General features: G+C 46.8%; 21 protein-coding genes, 2 rRNA genes and 1 riboswitch. Of the genes, 6 read left to right on the top strand and 17 right to left on the bottom strand.

The window, feature by feature from the left end; genetic code table 11:
- Window positions 1-59 precede the first annotated feature (59 nt).
- The 5 genes from FS818_RS14780 to FS818_RS14760 form a co-directional block, all read right to left on the bottom strand.
- Window positions 60-2,015 (bottom strand): methyl-accepting chemotaxis protein, encoded by a 1,956-nt coding sequence (locus FS818_RS14780; protein WP_260989878.1) that lies wholly within the window; start codon window positions 2,013-2,015, stop codon window positions 60-62.
- Between the two features lie 232 nt (window positions 2,016-2,247).
- Window positions 2,248-3,084, bottom strand: coding sequence for a MetQ/NlpA family ABC transporter substrate-binding protein (locus FS818_RS14775; protein ID WP_145332938.1), 837 nt, complete (start codon window positions 3,082-3,084; stop codon window positions 2,248-2,250).
- 52 nt (window positions 3,085-3,136) lie between these two features.
- The gene (locus FS818_RS14770) at window positions 3,137-3,808 is read right to left on the bottom strand and encodes a methionine ABC transporter permease (protein ID WP_145332937.1); all 672 of its coding nucleotides are present in this window, start codon (window positions 3,806-3,808) and stop codon (window positions 3,137-3,139) included.
- The gene (locus FS818_RS14765) at window positions 3,805-4,638 is read right to left on the bottom strand and encodes a methionine ABC transporter ATP-binding protein (protein WP_145332936.1); all 834 of its coding nucleotides are present in this window, start codon (window positions 4,636-4,638) and stop codon (window positions 3,805-3,807) included. Before FS818_RS14765 ends, FS818_RS14770 begins: the two co-directional genes overlap by 4 nt.
- Before the next feature lie 154 nt (window positions 4,639-4,792).
- Window positions 4,793-7,216 carry an outer membrane protein assembly factor BamB family protein gene (locus FS818_RS14760; RefSeq protein ID WP_186375495.1) on the bottom strand — a complete coding sequence of 808 codons (2,424 nt, stop codon included), beginning with the start codon at window positions 7,214-7,216 and terminating at the stop codon, window positions 4,793-4,795.
- Between the two features lie 276 nt (window positions 7,217-7,492).
- Here FS818_RS14760 and FS818_RS14755 point away from each other — a divergent pair, with 276 nt between their 5' ends.
- Window positions 7,493-8,458 carry a copper amine oxidase N-terminal domain-containing protein gene (locus FS818_RS14755; protein ID WP_145332934.1) on the top strand — a complete coding sequence of 322 codons (966 nt, stop codon included), beginning with the start codon at window positions 7,493-7,495 and terminating at the stop codon, window positions 8,456-8,458.
- Between the two features lie 113 nt (window positions 8,459-8,571).
- On the opposite strand, the gene FS818_RS14750 is transcribed toward FS818_RS14755, so the two are convergent.
- From FS818_RS14750 to FS818_RS14725, 6 genes are all read right to left on the bottom strand, one after another.
- The gene (locus tag FS818_RS14750; protein WP_145333463.1) at window positions 8,572-9,258 is read right to left on the bottom strand and encodes an ankyrin repeat domain-containing protein; all 687 of its coding nucleotides are present in this window, start codon (window positions 9,256-9,258) and stop codon (window positions 8,572-8,574) included.
- A 24-nt stretch (window positions 9,259-9,282) separates the two neighbouring features.
- Window positions 9,283-10,794, bottom strand: a complete 1,512-nt coding sequence (locus tag FS818_RS14745; protein WP_145332933.1) for an S-layer homology domain-containing protein — start codon at window positions 10,792-10,794, stop codon at window positions 9,283-9,285.
- Window positions 10,795-10,914: 120 nt separating this feature from the next.
- On the bottom strand, window positions 10,915-11,607 hold the full coding sequence (locus FS818_RS14740; RefSeq protein ID WP_145332932.1) for a response regulator transcription factor: 693 nt from the start codon (window positions 11,605-11,607) through the stop codon (window positions 10,915-10,917).
- Window positions 11,604-13,082 (bottom strand): sensor histidine kinase, encoded by a 1,479-nt coding sequence (locus tag FS818_RS14735; RefSeq protein ID WP_145332931.1) that lies wholly within the window; start codon window positions 13,080-13,082, stop codon window positions 11,604-11,606. The genes FS818_RS14740 and FS818_RS14735 overlap by 4 nt, the downstream gene beginning before the upstream one ends.
- Before the next feature lie 321 nt (window positions 13,083-13,403).
- Window positions 13,404-14,072 carry a pectate lyase gene (locus tag FS818_RS14730; RefSeq protein WP_145332930.1) on the bottom strand — a complete coding sequence of 223 codons (669 nt, stop codon included), beginning with the start codon at window positions 14,070-14,072 and terminating at the stop codon, window positions 13,404-13,406.
- Between the two features lie 369 nt (window positions 14,073-14,441).
- Window positions 14,442-15,323 carry a radical SAM/SPASM domain-containing protein gene (locus FS818_RS14725; RefSeq protein WP_145332929.1) on the bottom strand — a complete coding sequence of 294 codons (882 nt, stop codon included), beginning with the start codon at window positions 15,321-15,323 and terminating at the stop codon, window positions 14,442-14,444.
- A gap of 227 nt (window positions 15,324-15,550) precedes the next feature.
- Window positions 15,551-15,653, top strand: a riboswitch (TPP riboswitch).
- A 265-nt stretch (window positions 15,654-15,918) separates the two neighbouring features.
- Here FS818_RS14725 and thiM point away from each other — a divergent pair.
- The 4 genes from thiM to FS818_RS14705 all read left to right on the top strand — a co-directional run bounded on the left by thiM (window position 15,919) and on the right by FS818_RS14705 (window position 19,075).
- Window positions 15,919-16,728, top strand: coding sequence for a hydroxyethylthiazole kinase (thiM, locus tag FS818_RS14720; RefSeq protein ID WP_145332928.1), 810 nt, complete (start codon window positions 15,919-15,921; stop codon window positions 16,726-16,728).
- On the top strand, window positions 16,728-17,540 hold the full coding sequence (thiD, locus tag FS818_RS14715; RefSeq protein ID WP_145332927.1) for a bifunctional hydroxymethylpyrimidine kinase/phosphomethylpyrimidine kinase: 813 nt from the start codon (window positions 16,728-16,730) through the stop codon (window positions 17,538-17,540). The genes thiM and thiD overlap by 1 nt, the downstream gene beginning before the upstream one ends.
- Entirely contained in the window at window positions 17,540-18,205 is a 666-nt protein-coding gene (gene thiE, locus FS818_RS14710; protein ID WP_145332926.1) for a thiamine phosphate synthase, read from the top strand. The genes thiD and thiE overlap by 1 nt, the downstream gene beginning before the upstream one ends.
- A gap of 414 nt (window positions 18,206-18,619) precedes the next feature.
- A complete protein-coding gene (locus tag FS818_RS14705) occupies window positions 18,620-19,075 on the top strand; it encodes an Lrp/AsnC family transcriptional regulator (protein WP_145332925.1) in 456 nt (151 codons plus the stop codon).
- A gap of 40 nt (window positions 19,076-19,115) precedes the next feature.
- Here FS818_RS14705 and FS818_RS14700 read toward each other — a convergent pair whose 3' ends face one another.
- On the bottom strand, window positions 19,116-20,303 hold the full coding sequence (locus FS818_RS14700) for an MFS transporter (RefSeq protein ID WP_145333462.1): 1,188 nt from the start codon (window positions 20,301-20,303) through the stop codon (window positions 19,116-19,118).
- A gap of 337 nt (window positions 20,304-20,640) precedes the next feature.
- Between FS818_RS14700 and FS818_RS14695 the strand changes: the two genes are divergently transcribed.
- The gene (locus FS818_RS14695; protein WP_145332924.1) at window positions 20,641-21,384 is read left to right on the top strand and encodes a MerR family transcriptional regulator; all 744 of its coding nucleotides are present in this window, start codon (window positions 20,641-20,643) and stop codon (window positions 21,382-21,384) included.
- 116 nt (window positions 21,385-21,500) lie between these two features.
- Here FS818_RS14695 and FS818_RS14690 read toward each other — a convergent pair whose 3' ends face one another.
- From FS818_RS14690 to FS818_RS14670, 5 genes are all read right to left on the bottom strand, one after another.
- A complete protein-coding gene (locus tag FS818_RS14690) occupies window positions 21,501-21,983 on the bottom strand; it encodes a hypothetical protein (RefSeq protein ID WP_145332923.1) in 483 nt (160 codons plus the stop codon).
- Between the two features lie 269 nt (window positions 21,984-22,252).
- Entirely contained in the window at window positions 22,253-22,909 is a 657-nt protein-coding gene (locus FS818_RS14685) for a deoxynucleoside kinase (RefSeq protein WP_145332922.1), read from the bottom strand.
- Window positions 22,906-23,529 (bottom strand): deoxynucleoside kinase, encoded by a 624-nt coding sequence (locus FS818_RS14680; RefSeq protein ID WP_090917349.1) that lies wholly within the window; start codon window positions 23,527-23,529, stop codon window positions 22,906-22,908. Before FS818_RS14680 ends, FS818_RS14685 begins: the two co-directional genes overlap by 4 nt.
- Before the next feature lie 235 nt (window positions 23,530-23,764).
- Window positions 23,765-23,881 (bottom strand): 5S ribosomal RNA (gene rrf, locus FS818_RS14675).
- 154 nt (window positions 23,882-24,035) lie between these two features.
- Window positions 24,036-24,112 (bottom strand): 23S ribosomal RNA (locus FS818_RS14670); the annotation flags it as partial.

Raw genomic sequence — 24,112 nt, 5'->3', positions numbered from 1 at the left:
ACATTCCAGAAATTAACATATTACATCTGACACAATGTAAAAAGGAGCCTCTCGGCTCCCTAGTACTTGAACTGCTGGATTAGACGCTGCAGATGTTCTGCCATACTTGACAAACTTCTTGCAGAAGCTGAAATTTCCTCCATCGAAGCCAGCTGTTCTTCCGATGAAGCTGCGACCTCCTCAGAAGTGGATGCATTAGCTGAAGCAATACCTGCCAATTCACTCGATACTGCTCCAACCTCCTGCACTCCAGCCGTAATCTGCTGTGAAGTTGCTGCGATCTCTTCAATCTGAGGTGTGGTCTCCCGCATACTCTCCAGAATACGTTCGAACTTCTGAATAGCTTCAGTGGAAACCTCCATGCCTTGTTCGACCTCTAAAGCAACCTTCTTCATCATATCAACGGATTCCAACGTATCTTTCTGTACGGCAGACGTCAGGACAGTTATATCTTGCGCAGACTGCTGGGATTGCTCAGCGAGCTTGCGCACTTCCCCAGCGACTACGGCAAACCCATTCCCGTGTGCACCTGCACGTGCAGCCTCAATGGACGCATTCAACGCCAGTAGATTCGTTTGTTTCGCCATATTTCCCATCAGCTCTGTGATCGCCGAGATTTGCTCAGAACGTTCATCCAAAGTCTGAATGATACGACTCATCTGTATGACGGTCTCTTGAATGGATTTCATCTGACCTACCGTCTGCTTAACCGTGTTGCCGCCTTCTTCTGCCTGTAACGTGGTCTGTTTGGCTAACTCGGAGACATGAACCGATCTCTCTGCAATATTGGTCACACCAGACGTAATTTCGCGCATGGCCTCATGATTATGCTCAATACCATGCATTTGTTTCTCGGCCCCCAGCGTAATTTCCTGAATGGCTCTAGCCACCTGTTCACTCGCAGCACTGGTCACTTCTGCACTCTGCGTCATCTCTTCGGATGAAGAAACGACCTGACTTGCGCTATGCTCTACATTCTGGATCAGCAAACGCAGATTGGTCTGCATTTTGCCAAAAGCGTCACTAAGATCACCAAGCTCATCCGAGCTTTTACTGACAATAGTCTGTGTCAGATCTCCTTCACTGACTTGTATCGCTAGATTTTTCAATTCTCTGATCGGTCTAATAATGGAGCGCATGACAAGCCAGATGATTACGGCCCCAACTCCAAGGCAAGATAACAGCACAATCATCATTCGATGCAGAATCGGAGCTGTCGCCTCATCCACCTCGGCGGTGAACATCGTACCTGCGATTTTCCAATTCGTTGAACCATTCGTTAAAAAGTACATAAACTTGGGTTCATCATTATAGAGATAATCAAATGTGCCCGATTCGTGATTAAATACCTCTGCCCAAAATGGCTCTTTCGCCTCTGAACCAGCCGGGTTGTCCGGGTGAGAGATATATTTTTGGCTACGATCCAACAAGACCACATATCCCTGCTCCCCTACCTTGATCTTGCTTATACTACTGCTAATATCATTCAGATCCAGATCAAGACTGACTACACCAGACCGGTCGTCCAATGCTTTTGCAATTGAAACGGTAACTGAATTCGTTGCCGTGGAGGTATAAGGATCTGTGACGATAACCTGACCAGGTTGACTCATTGCTTCTGTATACCAAGGTCTGGTTCGCGGATCGAAATCTTGTGGGGTAGCTGTATCCGAAGAAGATATATATTTGCCATTTTGATCACCTACACTGACGAGAACCACATCCGGGTTCTGTCCGATGAATCCCTTTATTTCCTCCAGCATGTTTGCTTCTGAATTTTTCATGGTGTCTGCGGTAAAAACCTTCGCATAATATTCAACCTGTTTACGTTTCACATTGATGATTAAATCAATCGTACTATTAGCTAAATTCACGTTTTCCTCTGCGCTATGTAGAATTTGTTTCGTTACTTCCTCTTTGGCATTGTTATAAGACAATACACCTATAGTGATAGAAGGGGCCGCCAAAAAGATAATGAAGGACATGATCAATTTGACCTTAAAATCGGTTGCCATCTTTCCTAACCAACCTGTTTTTTTGTTTTTCAACGACAATTCACTCTACCTCTTCCATATTAAATTGATATTTGCACTAACATACAAAAAAAATATTAACTAAATTAAACGAATTTAACTCTCGTCCTATTAAGTTTCTAAACAGTTGTTAACAGAAGTCAGATCAAAAACAAAAAGACCCAAGCATATTTGCTCGGATCTCTATGTTTAAATCTCTATACTGGTCTGTACCTTAGAATGCTGGAATAGCAATATCTGCGTAGTTTTTTTCGAAAAAGGCTTTCACTTCAGGGCCAGCCATACGTTTAGCCAGCTTCTGAATGGCTTCGGAGTCCTTGTTATCCTCACGAGCTACCAACGTGATTGCAAAATGAGAATCGTCCTTCTCGGTCAGCAGGGCATCCTTCTTCGGTGTCAAACCGAGCGGGCTCGCATAGGCAGGAGTCATGGCTACCAGATCTGCATCATCCATCATGCGGGCAAGCATCAGCAAATCTACTTCTTTGAACTTGAAGTTCTTTTTGTTCTCTGTGATGTCCGCTTGTGTCGCATTAAAACCTACACCCTCTTTGAGTTTAATCAGGCCGTTTTGCTCCAGCATGACGAGGGAGCGCCCGATGTTTGAAGGATCATTCGCGATCGCAATCGTTGCACCTTCTGGCAGTTCATCAATGGACTTGTACGTTTTGGAGTATCCACCATAGATCGCGTTGTAGATGGGCTGAACAGGCACCAGCGTCGCATTGTTCGCCTCGTTATACTGTTTCATGTACGGCACGTGTTGGAAGAAGTTCGCATCCACTTCCTTGTTCGCCAGTGCTGTATTCGGCTGTACGTTATCCGAAAGTACAACAACTTCCAAGTTTACGCCATCTTCTTTAAGAAGCGGTTTAACGATGTCCAGTACATCCGTCATTGGCGGAATCAATGTAGCTACTTTTAGTGTAACTTCCTGTCCGGCTTGTGATTCTGGCTTCGCCCCTTCAGTAGCAGGCGTTTCTTCTTTTTTACCGCAGGCGGATACAACGAGCATAACCGCGAGCAACATGAGCATTAATTTTGCTTTCATTTGGATGTTTACCCCTTCTCTGTGTAATGTATAGTCGTTTTTAGCGGGTTCGTCAGGATCTGCGATCCAGCCAGCGAGACAGTCGACTGCCGGTGAATTGAATCATCTGTACCAGCACAATCATGATAACAATGGTAAATATCATAATTTCCGTTTCGAAGCGTTGGTAACCGTAACGGATAGCAAAATCACCAACACCGCCGCCGCCCACAATCCCCATTACGGTAGAATAGGAAACAAAACTGATCGTTGCTGTGGTAAGTCCCAGCACAAGACCAGACCTTGCCTCCACGTAAAGGAATTTAAGGACAAGTTGCACGGTTGAGGCTCCCATAGAAGAGGCCGCTTCGATGACACCTTTAGGCACATCGAGTAGCGCCTGTTCGACAAGGCGGGCATAATAAGCAATAGCAATGACCGATAAAGGCACCGTTGCAGCTAACGTACCGATGGATGTGCCTACAACCAACCGAGTGAACGGGATCATGAAGACGACTAGCAGCAGGAATGGAAAGGAACGAATGATATTCACAAGACTGCCCAGAACCGTGAACAAGGCTCGATTCTGGTATCGTTGCCCTTTACGAAACAGGTACAATAGCGTACCGAGAGGCAAACCGACCAGCACTGCTGCCGCGATGGATATTCCCACCATCACAAATGTTTCTCCAATGGCCTGCCAGATTTCATGCTGATATTTAAGGACCGAATCAGGTAACATCATCGCCTGTCCTCCTGTTCCGCCAGACGGTGGAGAGTGGTTCCCGTTCCCGTTACCTTTTTCGTTCCTGTTCCACCCATAGTGTCGTCTGCAAGCAGTGAAGTAAGAATATCCGGCTGCGGAACCGGGATACTGCGAACTTCTGATTCAGATAGGGTACGCACAATCTGACCCTCTTTCATCACCGTAATGCGGTGACATAACCGACGAGCTACCTCCATCTCATGGGTAACAACGACGATCGTTACCCCCATCGTTTCGTTCACATGACGAAGCACATCCAATATTCCACCTGTTGTCTGCGGATCAAGTGAAGACGTTGGTTCGTCGCAGAGCAATACAGCCGGATGACTGGCAAGCGCTCTGGCAATAGCAACGCGTTGCTTCTGTCCTCCGCTCAGCTGAGCCGGATACTGGGTCGCTTTGTCCTCCAGTCCTACAAATCGAAGTACTTCTAACCCTCGCTCTCGCCGCTGCGAACGTGATTTGCCCGCCAGTTCCAGGGGCATACTCACATTGCTCAGCACCGTGCGATTGCTGACCAGATTGAAATGCTGGAAGATCATACCGATGGACCGCCGTGCCTGACGCAAGTCTCGCTCGTTCATTCCGGTTAGTTGCTGACCATTGACGGTAACCTCTCCAGCATCAGGCTGTTCCAAACCGTTGAGCATCCGCAGCAAGGTGGACTTTCCTGCCCCGCTGGAACCAATAATGCCGTGAATCTCCCCTTTACCTATTTCAAGCGAGACGGATCGCAAGGCCTCGAATCCCTGATCCGCACGGGAACCGCGCTCGTTGAACCGTTTGCTCACACCATATAATGAAATCATGGAGATTCCTCCCGTGAATGATCATGTATGGTTCCTTCAAGTATCTCTCAAGAATCTTTCAAGAACACATGAAGAAAGCCCGCACAGCCGATAACCGGAGCGCGAGCAATCCTGTTCATATATAATAAAACAACATGGCGGCTCAGACAAGCTTTTAAAAAGAGATCTCTCCTTCCAGCAGATCAGCTGGAAGGACACGGAAACGTCCATTAGCTGAGCCAACGTAAACCATATCGTCAATTCGGTTGACCATGCCATTCTTTGCATCCCGATCCCGATGCTCCGGAGCGCCCATGACTACATCATGCACACGCCCTAGCAGCGTCCCATCCTTTTTATCCATCACAAGCAAGTCTTCATTTCGCGGAAGCAACAAACGATCTCCGATAATGAGGTAACTGCCTTGATTGGTCGAATATTGGTTTGCTCCAACAGATTCTTGCGTATCCCACCTTGTCTCCCCGGTACGGTAATCGACAGAGGCAGGATATCCGTTTCTAATGACATACAGCTGATCCGCTTCTCGAAGTCCGCGTTCAATCTTCGCATCGACCGTCCAGCGAATCTTGCCTGTATTTGGGTCAAACAAGGAGGTTGTATAGTCGCCGTAATCACCGTAACGATCTCCTTTTTGATTCTCACGAATCAGCACCATACCGTCATTCAGCACTTCTAACTGCTGCCCTGTACGGGCAGGAAATTGAGATCGCTTCTTGCCAGAAGTCAGATCAAGTAACACCCATTGATCTTCCAGCAACATCCAGCGTCCAAGGGGTGCTGAGGCAAAAGGATCATAACGATGGATGCCGTCAAAATAGGAATCGTTCTCGATAAGTTCTATCGCGGGTGGTGCTGCCTCCACCTGCCAAACCGTTCGTCCCGTTAGAGGATCTGCGGCAACAAGCTGATTTTTCTCCTGATACAGAACATAAGGCTCATCGGCATTCCGATTAACCAATTGATATCCTGTCGTTAATTTCTTAGTCCATAACCGTTTACCGGTTGAACTATTAAGCACATGAATCCATCCATTGCTGGAGCCTTCAGCCGCAGGGATATCTACAATAACTACATTTCGGGCAGCCTTGATGCCGTTCAACCATACCCTATCGTCAGCTGTATTCTTCTTGTTTGTATCGTTATTCCGCTTATCTTGTCCCTGCGGCCTATATTCCCATAAAAGCTTTCCGTCTTTCAGATTGATATGGCGTACGCGATCCAGATATTGTTTGCGATCTGTGTCATAACTTGTATATAGCGTAACGGCATCCCGCTTGGTATTTAAAACCGCTTGAGCTGGACCGTATCCGTTATGCACTCTCCAGAGTAGTTTCCCTGTATGTCGATCCAGCGCGTAGTAGGAATCATCATAATGCATGCCGCTAAACCCGCCGTCGTCCCCCTTCATGAGGAGCACATCATCTGTACCCGCTTGTAAAAAGGTATAGTTCAGATCTCCCTGATTCACCCAATCCGGTTTCCATGATAGTGTTGGCGGGAGAGACCTCCCTACAGCAACCTGAGTGATATAACTAAACGTACCCATACGCTCGTAACTTCGGAGATCTGCCTCATTATCCTGACTCGCTGGCATATTCCAGCGAATCTCAGTTAGCTTGCCGTTGTTATTAAAGGTTAACAATACATGTGCATCATGCCTCTCATATCTCCAGGTCTGCCTAACTCGCATCGAATCACCTGGTTCATTCAGATTCCTGGACTGCTCCTTCCAATCCGGCTTCCCTAACCACTTGGCAACCTGATTGGTCGTCGTGGTCTGATTCAGCTTGGTATCTACTAGATGGCGGATCATAGAGATTGGTAACGATGGCTCACTTACAAACCATCCATCTGATACAGGCGTTTGACCTGTAACATCCCGTTTCTTAATCCAAAGCAGTGCATGGTGGTAACCTGTCCATTCCTTGCTCCAAATCCGGGGAGCAATGGACACGCCGACCCAATCCTTCCACTCAGCCACGGTGAATGCGCTCTTCAATATCGCCTGGTCAGAAGGCCAAGTTATCGTACTGTCCGGAGTGAGATATAGTTTGCTGCCTGTACGAACAGTGAACGTATGAGGATCGGTTTGCGTTATGCCGTCACTCTGCTTAAGCGAATACCAGGCAGGAAGCCAGTAGCTATCTTGCTGCTGGTTCTTGACCTGCATCCACTCCCCCTGAACTCCAGTCAGCGTATACTTTTCCTTCGGTATAGTAAGATATGTAATCTTCATCTGATCTATCGCAACGCGGTGATCCTTCCGGCCACTGAAAAGAGGCAAGCCCTCTCCGAGTTTTACTTGTTCTCCCTTCTTGTAGGGGATCTTGGCGGAAATTTGCTTCGCTGAGAGCGAGGTTGGTGAACCGGGCAACGCTAAGTCGTTATAAATCGTATCGGAGACTTGAATTGGAGCTTTCATATCAGCGGCCTTTATCGTTGAGTCCTGAGCCTGTCCGCCTAACGCATCCGTTTGGGGATCTGGCGTCATACATCCTGTTAGCAGTAGCACGGTTATTCCCGTTAGGGTAACGCAGCAAGTATAACGCCATATGCTCTGATTACGCTCCTTTTTCACACACATTCATCTCCCAATAGAAGTTATTTCCATATAAGACGCTCCCCATCTCAAAAAGTTACCTATTTTCCGAATGAATTTTGGAAAAATCATATCCTCTATACTTTATTTTATGTCCAACTTCACAATATCTGTGCCTTCCTTAGCTGAGCTTCATTTTACGTCCTCATCCTACAGTTTAATATACAGGAATTAGGTTAATATCTTATGGATGTTCCAATAATATGCAACTTTTAGGATAATCAGTCCGTCTAATGATCTGAAAGGAGATTGATTATGAAAAAAACAACACTATCACACAACTCCATTTGGAAGCAGAAAAAATGGAAGATGCTGCTGGCCGCCTCCATTCTGACCGCAGGAGTAACTCCTGCACTGTTCACGCCTACGGTGGCTGAAGCCGCCGCTACAACAAAACCTATGGCCTATGTTAACAATATGCCTGCAGAATACGATGTGGTCATCCGCCAAGGAGTCACGTACATTGCCCTGACTGAACTGCAATTTCTCGGAGATTATACCTTCGGTTATGATAATAAGAGCAAACAAATCACCATCAAAACAGGCAGTGACCAATACGTGCTGACACCCAATAGTAAAACGATGAAAAAGAATGGACAAAATGCCTCCTTGTCCTCGGCTCCAATCTTGGTCAAAGGGAAAGCTATGCTTCCGCTTCGTGCCATCGGTGAAACGTTTGGCGCACAAGTACGCTGGAATCAGGCTGCCAAGGAAGCTTATATATACACCACCAATGCTTCCGTAGTGAAGGACTACAACGGCTCCGATTTGACGGTTGCCCGTGAAGCAGCGTTGCAGCTGCCACGGCTTTCAAGTCTCGGTCAACCGCGCCTGCAGGTGAAAAGCCCGCTTGGACCCGTGGATTCATCGACAGCTTATATTTTTGAGCAGGGTAAAAAGGATCACTTCTTCATGATTGAGGATAATGATCTGGTCAGCTACTATACAATTGCAAACGGCAATGCCCTGCTGAAATGGCAGGCAAATCTGGGTAAACAAGCCGGAACGCTTGGTGATTTGTTCTTTATTAAAACCAAGCCCGTTGCTGAAGCAGGAATCCGCCCTTCTGTTGCAGGTAAAACACTCGTATCCTTCAAATACTCCCTCATGCTGGAGGAAACCTCATACGAGATGATGAACAAGAAAGGCTCACTTGAAAGCGGCTCTGCTACGCCAGCCAAAGGCAAGGTTATCGTTGAAGTACCTGAGGAACAAAAATAATTCACAACAACAAAAAACGGGATGAGACAGCCAAAGCTGCTCCATCCCGTTTTTTGTTGTTTCTTCAGTTTTTTCTTCGCAGATACCCGTTTGCCCGCAGCACTAGCGGGTCACTACTTTGCACCTGCTTGCAACAAAATAGCTTCGATTTCCTTAAAGCCTTTTGCTCTAGCATGACGGAGGGGAGTCACACCATCGCCATCTGCCAGATTAACATCGGCCCCATGATGAATAAGCAATTCAATGGTCTCCTGTTGCCGTTCATTGCCATCGTTTAGAATGATCGCTTCCAGCAATGCGGTCCATCCTAATTTATTCACATGGTTCACATCTACCTTGGTCTTGGTCAGCAGCTCTCGAACCACGTCGACGTATCCATGCTCCGAAGCGGGGATGAGTGCTGTCCCCCCGTAACGGTTAGTGATAGCAGGGTCTGCCCCTGCCTGAATAGTAAGCTTCAAAATATCCAAATACCCTTCAGCACCCGCATATAAAAACGGACTATTTAACATGTCATCCTGCTGGTTAACATCCGCACCTGCTTCAATCAACTTTTGCACGGATGCGGTATCCTGATTGTACGTTGCAATCATCAGGGCCGTTCTTCCGCTCTGATCTTGAGCCTGAACATCTGCCCCTTCCTGAATGAGCTTTTCGATACTCTTGGTATCCTTTGCTTCAGCTGCACTGAATAACTGTTGATTTAGTGAGGCCATAAGGCTCCCCTCCTTTGAGTTACTTTTTTCGTTAAGCATACAGCCTTGAACGAACAGCACACTGCTGATCAACATGATCAGCATCAAGGATTTGTTCATGGGTCCTCCTTACTGCTGTACCACCGTTACCGATGATGCTACACTCCAATCGCCAACCGGGTTCAGCGTATAGTTTGTGCCAGAGATGAGCTTTTCTCCACTCGCAAGTTCAAATACACCTGTTGCACCTTTCCGGCTCGAATATTTATACGTAGCTGTCAGGACTTGCCCATCTGGTGCGTTCAGGGTAACACTCCGTCCAGAGAATAGTTCATCTCCCGGATCTTGGGCAAGTGTCACTTCAATGGACGTTTCCCCTGCAACTTGGGCACGCTCAACCACGAATGATTCAAACGATTTCGCCGTAAACGAAGCTTGTTCGATATTCGCCCACTCAGAAGTCACGGTATAAGATACCCCTGGTTTCAGAATCTGACCTTCTGGCAATCGGAATTTGGGTTCTTGTCTGCCATCCGTCGATTGCGTAAACGGAACATACTTGGCAATGATCGGTTCGCCATTTTCCGGCGTAATGGTAACTTGTCTTGCCTGCATGGACGAAATAATCTGATATGTTTTGCCGTCTGCCTGCTCCTGATCGTTCAGGATGAAGGCGTTATCCCCCCGACCAGCGCTGTATGCCGAAATAATATAACCGTAATCCACTACTCCGTTTTCCTTTAAAGCTTCAATCTCAAACGTATCATTCGTAACCTGACGCACTTGAGTCATATTTACTTTAACGTCACTGCCTTCGAATGAACCGGCATCTTGACCTTTATATGTCAGAGTGTACGTTTCCCCAGCTTGTTGAACGGATGTCGGCACGATGTATGTAGCAACAGAACCTGTTTTCAAACGAGGCATATTGGTTAAGGTTAGTCCCCCGCTAAATGCAAAGTCTGTTCGGGATTTGGCAAACACTTCATCTTCTGCCGTGAGCGGCTTGTCCAAAGTGATTACGAGCGTCATGTTATTCAGCGGTTTGATACTCTCAATGCGGACTTGATCCGAAGGAATGGCTTGATACGCCTTTTGCAACAACACTGCCGTTTCGCCCCGTGTCACAGAGCCCGTTTCTTCGTAGAAAGCACTCATCCAGTGATGTACGGACTTCACATCCCGTTTTAATGCTTTAGATACGACCTCTTCCAGCTCCGCATCGGTTACCGGGCTTTGAGGATGGAACTCTCCTTCCACGGACTGCATGATGCCCATCTCCACTGCTTTCAGAGCATACGGTGCATACCAAGCATTCGCCTGAACATCCGTTATCGTTGCTTCAATGTCTCCTGTCTTGTTCTGCAAATCGAATGTTCTATATATCAATGAAGCTAACTCTGCACGTGTGATCGCCCGAAGCTCGCCCATCGATTGATCGCTATATCCGTTCATGATCCCCAGACGGTTCAGTTCTTTGATGGCCGCCTGCACCTGCTGATTCGTAAGCTGTGTTGCTGTAGCTGAAATCGAAGTTGTGAAGCCAGCTGCCTGAGCTTGAGGTGTTGTGAATGGAAGTGCCGCTGTTCCCAATGCGGTTATCGTTAATAGTGCTACTAGTTTACGAGCTGTTAGATTCATGAAATGTTCTTCCCCTCTGTAGGTAGTTATTACATCTATCTATAGCGTAGGGGATAAAAAGAAACTCCAACGGACAAATATATTAACAAAATATAAACTGCAACGAATCTTTCTCTAAACTTATACGGTGAAACGATACCCTGCACCCCAGACCGTTTCGATGTATTCGGGATGTTTCGGATCACTCTCCAGTTTCCCGCGCAGCTTGCGAACATGCACCGTCACCGTTGCAATATCGCCATTCGACTCCATGCCCCAGATTCGTTCGAACAGATCGGATTTGCTGAACACGCGGTTCGGATGACTCGCCAAAAATACAAGCAAATCAAACTCTTTGGTGGTAATGCCCACCTCTTCTCCGTTCAAAAATACACGGCGTGATCCCTTGTCGATGTGGAGTCCGCGAATGTGGATCTCATCCTGTTCGGCAGGTTTGCTCTTACCAAGCAATCTATCGTACCGGGTCAGGTGGGCCTTGGCTCTGGCGACCAGTTCGCTTGGGCTGAACGGCTTCGTAATGAAATCGTCGACACCGAGATTAAACGTGCGGATTTTATCGATCTCCTCTTTTTTCGCGGAAACAACAAGGATCGGCACTTCCTTCTCTTCACGAATGAGCCTGCATAATTCAAAGCCGTCCATACCCGGAAGCATTAAATCTACGATGACAAGCCGGTAATTCTCTCCCAGAGCACGACGCAAACCTTCATCCCCGTTATGACACAGATCTACCGTAAATCCGTGGAGTTCAAAATAGTCCCGCTCCAGTTCGGCAATGGTCGTTTCATCCTCAATGATCAGAATATCAGTCATGGATTCATCCCCCTCTCGTCTTTGAGTCGTCTCAATTGAATATGGATGCTCGTGCCTTCACCGGGCTTGCTTTCAGCCCATATTAAGCCCCCATGTCCGTCTACAATCTGGCGGGCAATAGCCAGCCCAAGACCGCTTCCGCCCGTAGACGAGTTGCGCGACTGCTCGGCCCGGTAGAAACGCTCAAATATATGAGGCAGATCTTCCTCTGATATGCCTTTTCCATTATCTTGGAATGTAATGGTATTCCACTCCTGATCGGCTTCAAGTATAATGCGGAATCGTTTGTCGTCATCATTCATATATTTCAGTGCATTTTCTACGATGTTAACTACCGTGCGTTGTAATTTATCGAGATCAACAGCAGACACCACGGAGCCTGATGCTCGGTTATGCCATTCAAGTACTACACCCTTATCCTCCAGATCATATCGCAATTCCTCGATGCTATCCTCTATAAAATCAACCAGATCTATCGGATTGAACACAAAGGGTTCCTGGTTCAAATCCAGTTTGGAGTATAGAAACAATTCATCCACCAGTTTATCCATGCTAACCGCTTTGGAATGAATAATGTTGACGTAAGTGTCCATCTTCTCCGGTGTGTTCGCTACCCCATCCCGAATCCCCTCAATATACCCTTTAATATTAGTAATCGGCGTGCGAAGATCATGCGAAATGTTGGAGATCAACTCTCTGCGGTTAATCTCATCTTGCTGCCGCAACTCATTGGAGCGCTGCAACTGATTCCGCATACTCTCAAATGCCTCACTAAGCTGGCCAACTTCGTCATTGGAGGAAGGTTTAAGCTTAAAAGACAAATTACCGTTTTTAATCTGTTCGGCCGAACTTCGTAACTGATGCAACGGTTGAATGAAACTGCGTGTAATCCAGCGGAACAGAAGCAGGTTAGCGATGATCAGGACACCAATCAACAGTAGAGACATCACAGGTAACAGCTTGCGTGTCAGTTCTGCAAACGGACTTCTCTCCCGAATGACAAAGATACTGCCTCGTTCTCCATCTGAATACTGAAAATCAAACTTGGCATATGCGTAGAAGCGCTCACCGATGTTAAACGTGCTTCGAATCTGGTTGTTGTTCAGATCATAGGCGGGAAGGGCCTGTCCCAATCCGGGTTGATGGAATGTCCGCGATTCAAAGATCGGACTGTCCTCACGCCTCACGTAGAGCCCGGATTTCTCGGCTCGAAGCTTCATATCATATTCCCGGAGCAATACCTTGTCCTGTAGCTCGTCCGGATTACTTTTCGCCGTAAACTTCATCTCTTGAAAGATCGTCTCTCCCTGTTCCGTCAGTGGATTGATCTGATAATGGACTTTGTATATATCTCGAAAACTTTGCAAATCTCCTGTTGCCGCAATGGTATAAAGACTTGCTGTAAGCAAAATAAACAGGAGACTGATAACAAGCATGCCTGTAAACGAAAGCAACATTTTGATGCGAATTGACATAAGTATCCCCTCTTAATCTTGCGATTGGTACAGTTAGTGCACATGTTATCACAAGATGCTTCCTGTTGCCCATATGCAAATCAAATAGGCTAGATGTTGTCGTACGGTTATGAGTACAAAAAAACAGGGTGAAGCAGCATTTACGCTGCTTCACCCTGTTTGGTGCATATAGCTTAGTTATATAAGCAACATGCTTATTCAAACGATTAATGGATAGATTTATTCAATGGTTAGATTAGTGATTCCTACCGCACTGTTCGACAAATAAATTTGGTACACTGATCCAGTCTACCTAGTTTGGATAACTAAGCTCCCCACAGTTTAATACTGCGTATTACCGGACTGGCTCGTTTTACCCGAAGCAAATCCTTTGAAAAGCGTTGGCACTTTGGAATAACGTGTATTGGTAATTTTGCCTTGGGAGCTGCTGCTGTCTGTACGCATAATGGCATCTTTTACATTCGAGATGTTGGAATTATCAAGAGTCATGTTGACAGTGAATGTTGTGCCTCCATTTTGCCGCACCAGCTTGCCGATATCATCGGCACGGAAGTTTTTAATGTTAATTGTACCTGCCGCGTTGATCTGGAACACCTTATCGTACGCTTTGTATGCCGCACCGCCTGTAATGTTTACCGTTCCCGACGATTTCAATGTCAACGCGTCCTCGCCCACATCCTGCCATACCACATTCGAAATATTACAGTTACCATAACAATGTACACCGTCTGCCGCTGGCGCACCAATGATGACATTTTTCAGTGTAGCACCTGCTTCCAGCCGGAAGACCGGCTTCTGATTCTCTGCTTGAGAACCGTCACCCAAGGTGGATGGATTAGCCACAAAGGTTTTCCCCTGTCCATCATACGTCGTGCCCTTAGGTACAACAATCGTTGAGTTTACAACCGTTGGCGCAGCCGCTGCGGGCAGTACACCAAATATGGAAGCGACCAGACCGGCGGACAACAACAGCGTTAACATTCTTTTCATCATGAACATCCTCCCTTAATATGAGTGAATTTGTCTCCAAGCACGCTAGCTTGTCTGACAGAACCGCAGAAGTAGATCACTGCTCGGAGCCTATCCTAATCCTACAAAAAAAGGGAGATTACAGGAATAATCTTGAGATCATATTTACACTTATTAGAGTAAAATCAATAGAAACGCCTTGTTATTTGATTTTTGTTTATTTGATATGTACCGATGTTAACTCGCAATATGCTGTTTTTACCGTTAAGTTCCATCAAAAAAAGACCCTATCGTCTGATATCAGACAATAGGGCCGCAGAACGTTCCATCTATACTTCAGCAGACAAGCCTGAATTCACTAGAAATTATTCTACGATGTGCCACACCGTCTCATGCTCCTGCTCCAAAACGCTGGCGGTATCCGCATTTGCGGCAAAGTTCTTCTACAGCTTCCCGTTTGGAAAAACCGTATACCAGATTGTTCGCACGCTCTCCATCCACAATATCGGAAAAAGACTTTTCATGAATGTTTCCAAGGTTGATGACACCTTCTCCATCCAAACAGCATGGAACCACGGTTCCATCAACCAGCACTGCTGCCTGACTGCGTAATGCATGACAAAAACCTTTTCCATCATCTTCAGGTGCATCCAGACTTGGCCATTGGAATTCATGGTCCTGATTCAGGTATACGTTAGGTGCAATTTTCACGCCACTACCTGCAACAACCTTTTCTTCAATATTGAAGTCCAGATTGAATTCCTTTTCCAGCACCTCAAGTGTCTCCCGATTGCGATTCATCTGAGCATTGGTGAAGTTATCCTGCGTCAGATTCCATAGTCGGAACGAGACAATGACGTTATGTTTCACCGCTTCACGAACAAAAGACAAGATGTTATGCAAGTATCCGTCGCGATCCGTAGAACCTTCATGGCCGTCAAAGCTGTGCAACGAGAAATTCATCTGTCTCAGTGCAGGTTTGCCCAATAATTTATGCTGTGTCTTCGGCAGTAGCGTACCGTTGGTCGTAATGTTCACTTTAAATCCCTTGGCATGAGCCATATCCAGCAACAGGTCAATTTTGGGATGAAGCAGCGGTTCCCCTTTGACGTGCAGGTAAATATGTTTTGTGTGTGGTTTGATCTGATCCAATATATTATTAAAGACTTCAGGGTCGATAAATCCTTTGGCTCGCTTCGTTTGTGGACAAAAGCTACATGCCAGATTACAGATGCTCGTAATTTCAATATATACTTTCTTGAACGTTTTCAACTCAGGGTCCCCATTCTGCCGGGAGGAACAACGGTCCTGCCCTCATTCGTAGTACGGCCATATGAGCCAATCCCCATTATATCGGGTTAACGAGCTAAGGTAAATCACAATAGCGGATCTATACAAAGTTCCGGTATATTCCCCGCCCATTTTCAAGACTTCGTTGCCGTCCTATTTACATTAAGACGAGATGGATATATGCTGAGGATATAACTGCATATCTTGTACATTTTCACTAGGGGAGCCTTAAGGCTGAGACGAATACGACGATTCGGACCCTTCGAACCTGATCTGGATTATACCAGCGGAGGGAAGTGGAGCGGCTTTTATTGGCAGTGGATGATCTCTATCCTGGACGGGGATCAACTTCAGTTCACACGTATAGCTCTGCTCATTTCTCCGGAAATGGGCGGGGCTTTTTTTGTATTTTGGCGATGTGGCTGGGATTCAAATGTTCTGAATATGAAATCTCTGTAATCCCATGAGAAGAAGGTAGTTATTGGGAGCAAGACGCAAATTGCTTTTCTTGTCTATATCTGAGTGTGGTTCACTCTCATCACCATCAAGATCATTCTAAATCAAGGAGGAAATGAAGATGTCTTATCTTGAACGTGTACGTTCACTCAATCCTTTGGTTCATAATATTACCAATCTTGTGGTTGCCCCTTTCACGGCGAATGGCCTGCTTGCTCTCGGAGCCTCTCCGTTTATGGCCTATGCCCATGAAGAAGTCGCTGACGTCGCTCGCATGGCCGGCGCGGTGGTTCTGAACATCGGCACATTGGATGAGAAGGTCGTTCAAGCGATACGTCTAGCCGGACAATCGGCCAATGCACATCATGTGCCTGTTGTCCTTGATCCTGTTGGTGCAGGAGCCACGACATATCGCACCGATACAGTACAGATGCTGGTTCGTGAGCTTCGGCTTACGGTATTACGAGGCAATGTCGCCGAAGTCGCTCATGTTATTGGTGTACCATGGAATATCAAAGGTGTGGATGCCGGGGTTGGCGAAGGAGACCGGATTGGCATTGCCGAGCAGGCAGCGCAACAGCTTGACTGTATTGTTGTCATTACAGGTCAGTACGACATTATTACAGACGGATATCATACTTTTCTCACAAGCAACGGACATGCATTGCTCACCCAAGTTACCGGGGCAGGCTGTCTTCTCAGCTCAGTCATTGGTGCTTTTGCTGCGATTGGCGAGCCGGGACGCGATATGCTGAACAGTGTGGTGGAAGCTGTCTCAACCTACGGTATAGCCGCTGAACAGGCCGCAGCACGAACGGCTCATCAGGGGCCAGGCAGCTTCCAGATTGAATTGTTAAATCAACTGGCGCAGATCACACCTTCGCTGTTCTCCGAGCATGCACAAATCCGTCAGATTCGTGGGGGTGTGTGATGAATATTGCTCAAGCGTTAACGATTGCCGGGTCTGATAACGGCGGCGGTGCAGGAATTCAGGCGGACCTCAAAACCTTTCAGGAACTTGGTGTATACGGCATGACGGTCATTACTGCAATTGCCGCGCAGAACACAACAGGGGTTCAAGGGGTGTTTCCGATTGATTATCATGGCATTGCCCAGCAACTTGATTCAACGGGAGCCGACTTTCAGCCGCGTGCTATTAAAACAGGTATGTTATATAGTGCCGAGATTATTCGTCTTGTCGCGGCAAAATGCCAGCAGTACGGCTGGTCTAATCTGGTGATTGATCCCGTGATGGTTGCCAAAGGCGGTGCGCCTCTGCTTCAGCAGGAGGCTGTGCAAGCACTCATTCAGGATCTGCTTCCCCATGCCTTGCTTATCACACCTAACATCCCGGAAGCTGAACTGCTTATCGGGAAGCCGATTCGGAACCTGAGCGAGCGTGAGGAAGCCTCCAAGCAATTGGTGCAGATGGGTTCAACGTATGCTTTGATCAAAGGAGGACATGATACGGGGAGCGCTGTGGTTGTTGATGTCCTGTATGACGGGCATTCCTTTCATTATTTGGAGAACCTTCGTGTTATGACACGTCATACCCACGGAACAGGCTGCACGTTCTCTGCTGCCATTACGGCGGAACTGGCGAAGGGCTCCCCTATTCTGGCTGCCGTTACGACCGCGCGAGCATTCATTCAGGCAGCCATTGAAGATGAGCTGGGATTCGGGGCCGGGCACGGGCCGACGAATCACTTTGCGTACCGGCGCAGACAGCGGGGTGAACGCTGATGCGTGGAAGGGATTCGGAAGCGGTGCGCCGCGCGCTGCCGTTGTATTTGGTGATGGGCAGCGTCAATACGACGCGTGACCCGGTGGAGGTGCTCCGCCAGGCGATCACTGGCGGCATCACGCTGTTCCAGTTCCGCGAGAAGGGAACTGGTGCCCTGACAGGCGAAGCCCGCATAACGCTTGCGTTGCGGCTTCGCGAGGTGTGCAGCCAGCACGGGATACCGTTCATCGTGAACGATGATGTGGAGCTGGCTGTGGCGGTGGAGGCCGACGGCGTGCACGTCGGCCAGGACGATGCGGACGCGGCGCTGGTACGCGCCCGCATCGGAGATGGGCGGATGCTTGGCGTATCCGCCCACTCCGCCCTTGAAGCCCGCCGTGCCGTGCAGGCGGGCGCAGACTATCTTGGCGTCGGGCCGATGTACCCGACGCGCTCCAAAGCGGATGCCCACGCTGTGCTGGGCCCCGCCGGGGTTGCGGAACTGCGCGCCGCAGGCATCGCAGTTCCGGTGGTCGGTATCGGCGGCATTACGCCCGATACCGCGGCCGCCGTGATGGCGGCAGGAGCCGACGGCGTAGCCGTCATCTCCGCCATCGCGGGCGCGGCCGATGTGCACGCAGCGACTGCACAGCTCGCTGCGATCATCCGCCGGGAGCAGGCATAGCCATGCTCCCGCCCGGTAATGCAAAGGATGTAGCCACTCGCTCTGCATCCTTTGCATTCTTGTTTTATTCTTCGCCCCTTTCCATTCTTGTTTTATTCTTCGCCTCCTTTGCCTCCTTTTGCAACCTATACATCCTCCTGCATCCATTTAATCCTTATCCTTCCGCAACCTGTTCATCCTTTTGCGCCCCCTTACCCCTTCTGCATTCTTAAAAATTCTTTCATTCTTCTCGCCTTCTTCCCACTTGCATCACGCACATATCCATTTCGTCTCCTGCCTTTCCATCCCAAACATCTTTAATATATAAATCATTTCTGTTATAAAGCTTCACATTTACAAAACATTATCTTTTAATTACTATGAATATAAAAGTTCCTTCACGAAATAACCTATATAATAAAAGGGAGTTAATTTATGGATCAGATCGACAGAAACATCCTGTTTCATATGGAAAGCCAAGCCAGATTGTCTATGACCGAATTAGGAAAATTGGTGGGACTTTCACAGCCAGCCGTCACGGAACGCGTAAAACGACTGGAGGAAAGTGGTGTTATTGAAGGATATCGCACTATTATTAATCCGCAAAAATTAGGAAAACAAAGTACATCCTATCTACTATTTCAGACTAGAGAATGCACTGCTTTCCTTGATTTCTGCCGTACCTCGCCTGAAGTTGTAGAATGTTATCGCGTCAGTGGAGAACATAACTATTTATTAAAAGTCATGACAGATTCTATTGCCGACTTGGAGGCATTCGGAAATCAATGTGACAAATACGGAACCTACACTACACTTATCGCAATGTCTTCGCCAATTGCGTGCAAAAACCTGATTGAAGAACCCCAATTCCTGATCACAAAGGATTCCTAACCATTCATCTTCTCAGATTTGTTTATGGAAATATCCTCTTTTAGCGCGAACTGGGAAATCCATACCTTTTAGAGCATAACGTGATAAGAAGAGCAATACACAACAATAGCACCAATGAACCCGGCAGGAATCTAGCTCCGATCCAATGAAGCAGGATAGCACCAACCATACCTCCCGCACCGATCCCTAGATTCCATGCCGTTACCAACATCGATTGAGCAATATCCGCACTGTGGCCTCCTGCATGTGCAATGGCTGTTTGTAGCAACGTTGCCGCTCCGCCAAAGGTCAGTCCCCATGCGATTACTCCTATAATGATAACGGCCGGCTGATCGATCCAGATCCCCATCGCCGCTGAGGCAAAAGCAAATATTGCAATACTTAATAGAACCAGTGTCCTTAAGTAACGATCAATCAGTAGCCCAATCATCCAAATGCCAATTACTGAAGTTACGCCAAATATGAGCAAAACCAGATCAACTCTATGGGCCAGTGTTGTCTCTGCCAGAAAAGGAGAAATGTAAGTATACAAAATATTATGAGCCAGCACCCAGGCAAGCACTACAAACAGAATCGGCCGGATTCCAGGAAGCAAGAAAATCTGATGCAATGGGAGTTGATTTTGCTTGGCCTCGCCTTCATAATCTGGAACTTTCCAGAACACCCATACGATCAGGACAAGCGTCAATATGGATACCGTTCCAAAGATTAAGCGCCAGCCTGCATATGTTCCCAAAAAAGTGCCGATCGGAACACCAAGCGCCAATGCCAAAGGTGTACCTACCATAGCAACAGCTACAGCCTTTCCTTTTAATGACTCAGGCACCATGCGACGCGCATAACCAGCAGTCATTCCCCACAACACCCCCGCTGCCACCCCTGCACAGAAACGTGCAATCAACGTTATAACATATACAGATGATAAGGCAGTCACCGTGTTAAATATGAGAAAGCCTAGTATACATAACAGCAAAAGAGGTCTGCGTCTCCACCCCCGTGTTGCCACAGTCAGCGGAATTGCAGCTACCAGAGAGCCTGCAGCATACAACGTAACAAGTTGTCCGGCTTTTGCCTCCGTTATGCCAAGATCGTTGGCAATTTGGGGTAGTAATCCAGCAGGCAGACTTTCAGTAAGTATGCAGATAAACCCTGCCATAGCTAACGCCAGCAAAGCAACCCATGGAAGACGTTGTTTTTTGGCATATATGTCTTCTTTAATGGAATCCATCTCGTTTGAAATCACATTGAAAGCCCCTTTATTCTGTATTTTGGATAGCTCAAATGTTCATTTGCTATCTTTGATAAGCTTACAGAAATGAGCAGGGATTGTGCATACAGCATCAAAGGTAGTTGAGCATAATAACAAAGAAAAACCTTTTTTTTCGCATACTTTGCTTTGAATTCCATTGATCCGCCTGTTGTGCCCTTGAATGGAAAAGGTGTCCGTTACATGAACGAAAAACAGTTATTCGACTTGGTTGCCTTTCTCCTTCATAACCAAATGAACATATTGACTCTCACGTAACGTGACATTGTACAATTTATGGTGTAAGGAGGTTTCACCCATGGCCATGAAAGTAAAGGAAGTCTCCGAACTTGCTTCGATCAGTGTGCGCACACTGCATCACTATGACGAGATCGGGTTACTTGTTCCGGAAGAGGTCACTGTTGCCGGATATCGATTGTATTCGGATACCAATCTGGAACGACTCCAGCAGATTTTATTTTTCAAAGAACTCGGCTTCTCGTTAAAAGAAATCAAAAACATTTTAGATGACCCCGCCTTTGATGCGGAGGAAGCATTGCGTATGCATAAACTGATTTTGCTGGAAAAACGCCAGCGTCTGGATCAAATGATTACCACCATCGATAAAACCGTACTACATCTGAGAGGAGAGATTGAAATGACCCCTAAAGAACAATTTCAGGGTTTTGATTTTAGTCAAAACCCGTACGAACAGGAAGCCCGTGAGCGCTGGGGTGACAAAGCCGTCAATGAGGCAAACCAGAAATTAAATGACCAGCCGGGTGACAAACAAAATGAACTACCTAACCAGATGAATGATATCTTTAGACGGTTAGCTACCATTCGCCACACTGCACCCGAATCTGCCGAAGCCCAGGCCGAGATTAAACAGTGGTACATGGTTCTGAATCGATTGGGGAGCTATTCCCCAGAAGCCTTCAAAGTCCTTGGCCAGATGTATGTAGACGATGAACGTTTCACACGGAACATCGATCAGTTTGGGGAGGGGCTAGCACAGTTCATGTGTAATGCCATGGCTGTATTCGCCGAGCAGAATCCATAACATCAAAAAGGACGTAACCCCTAAGGCGTTACGTCCTTTTAACCATCTTCACCGATCCCGGCCGCAATGTGAACCATCCTGATATCGATGTCCACTCCGAGAACTTCGTACCTTCCTTACGCTCTGGGTGCTTGATCAGAGCTTGATGCGTCTGATGCCATGCTTGTTTTCGCCATCCGGCCTGGAATTTGCCAAGCAGATACAATCGCCAAAACGATGAACAACCAATCTGTAGGCTCGCTAAAGTATTCTTGTATCGTTTCTGCAAACGCACTAATCATTTCTCCGTCAAATACCAGAGTCAGCATACTTGTATCGGTAAACAATTCAGATGTAAAATAAACCACTGTCAAGTATTTACCGAGCAAGATACCCACCAACGCGAAAACAACAGCAATAATCTTGTGCACCGTTGCGATTTTTTTGTTTGAGAACAACACGACAGCGTACCCGCAAAGCACGCCAACCAGTATCGCAATAAGTCCAACCTCATACTCCGTCATAGCTGCAATCGCAGCCCATACCACACCTCCCAGTATGGCAGCAATCAAACCACCGATGATCGGCATTCCAATCTGTACTCCTTGCTTTTCTTCCACGATGTCTTTCCCTCCTGAGTCATGCTTATACTATATTTCCATAATTCACCTTTCCTATAAAACCACAAAAAGCTTCAAATTTCAACATTTTTCTGTATTTTTATAGCTATATACATACATATTCCAATAAAGCTTGATTAACTAAATCCTTTTTTTTGGAATTGACCTATATAAAAATCAAAAAAAGACACCCCTTCCACAGCCTGAATCACTGTAAAACAGATGTCTATTTCGCCTAAACTTGTCCTACGGAGGATCAATATAATTAATTATACCTGAGCTTCTTTGGAAGGCTTAATAACAGCCGCAATCTGCCCCAGAATAGCATCGACTGAAGCGGGATCATGCACATCGTACTCATCAATGTTCAGACGCAGTACCGGACACGCTGTAAACCGGTTAATCCACACGGAATAACGCTCATGCATATGCTCCCAATACGAGCGATCTGTCTGAATCTCCATCTCACGTCCACGTTCGTTAATCCGGTTAAGAATCGATGGCAAACTGCCTTCCAGATAGATCAGAACATCCGGGTGTGGAAAATAAGGTGTCATGACCATCGCTTCAAATAAGCTGCTATACGTCTCAAAGTCGGTAGCAGACATCGTGCCCTGATCGGCATGCATCTGTGCAAAGATGCCCGTATCCTCATAGATGGAGCGATCCTGTACAAAACCACCGCCCAATTCAAAAATCTTTTTCTGTTCTTTAAAACGTTCAGCGAGAAAATAAATTTGCAGATGAAAACTCCAGCGCTCAAAGTCATGATAAAACTTTTCCAAATACGGATTATGATCAACCTGCTCAAGCGACGTTTTGAAATTCAATCGATCTGCAAGTGCCGCCGTCAGTGTGGATTTCCCCACCCCTACGGTTCCTGCTACTGTAATTAATGCATTCGCTGGAATGCCATAGTTATTCATATGATAAGCTCCTTTACTTGATTAACAATCTGTCTGAAGTCCTCAGGATGTTCCACAAAGTCAAGTTGCTCTGCATCAATCTTGAGAATGACTGGCGGATTCGTTCCATTGGCCAAATACTCCATCCCTGTTTTGTAGTCGGCAATTAACTGCTCCATATACGCTGGGTCCATATCTTGCTCAAAGGAACGCCCGCGCTTATTAATCCGGTACATCAATGTATCCAGCTCAGCTTCAATGTAGAGCACCAGATTGGGTTTGGGCAGGTCATCCGTTAACAGATGATAGATTTGGCGGTATTTATCCCGCTTCGTTCCTTTTAAGGTACGTTCAGCGAAGATCAAATTTTTATAAATATGATAATCCGAAACGACTGGGCTGTTCTGTTTAATAAATTGAGCGCCGGTATCTTCTAGTTGCTTAAACCGGTTACACAGAAAAAACATTTCGAGTTGGAAGCTCCACTCGTCGATATCCTGATAAAAGGAGGCCAAAAATGGGTTCTCCTCGACAATTTCTTTAACCAATGGGAGATTCAATTCCTGGGAAAGCATCGTAGCTAACGTTGTTTTCCCCGCTCCAATCGGACCTTCAACAGCTATAAACGGGGCTGATTTCATGGTGTTACGGTTCCTCCTCGTAATTATGCGTGTTCCGTTTCTATATAGACCTCACCTATTGTATCACAGCTTGGCACAATGGAAAGACAGTATTTTATGTATAAAGCAAGTCAAAATAAGGGTGTTTCGTCAGACTTGTTTCGTATCATAACTGAAACTGTTTTCTCACTTAGCTTAAACTTAATTGTCCACACAAAAAAACACACCTGATTTTCATCAAGTGTGTTTTTTCTTTGCTTGGCGGCGTCCTACTCTCCCAGGACCCTGCGGTCCAAGTACCATCGGCGCTAGAGGGCTTAACGGTCGTGTTCGGGATGGGTACGTGTGGAACCCCTCCGCCATCGCCACCAAACGCGATTGGATCAAAGTTTACCTTCTTTCCATTCCATTGGAACTGAAAATCATACACACATTCCGTGATGTACCGATTTTCATTTCACCATTCAGAGTTGTTGTTCTCTGAAAACTAGATTCGAAACGAAACGCACGCGATCAAAACTTGCATTTTGGATAAGCCCTCGACCGATTAGTACTGGTCAGCTCCATGCATTACTGCACTTCCACCCCCAGCCTATCTACCTCG

Origin of the sequence: Paenibacillus xylanexedens, from assembly GCF_007680605.1 — a bacterium.
GTDB classification, from domain to species: domain Bacteria; phylum Bacillota; class Bacilli; order Paenibacillales; family Paenibacillaceae; genus Paenibacillus; species Paenibacillus xylanexedens_B.
This window is presented reverse-complemented; position numbering and strand designations above follow the sequence as displayed.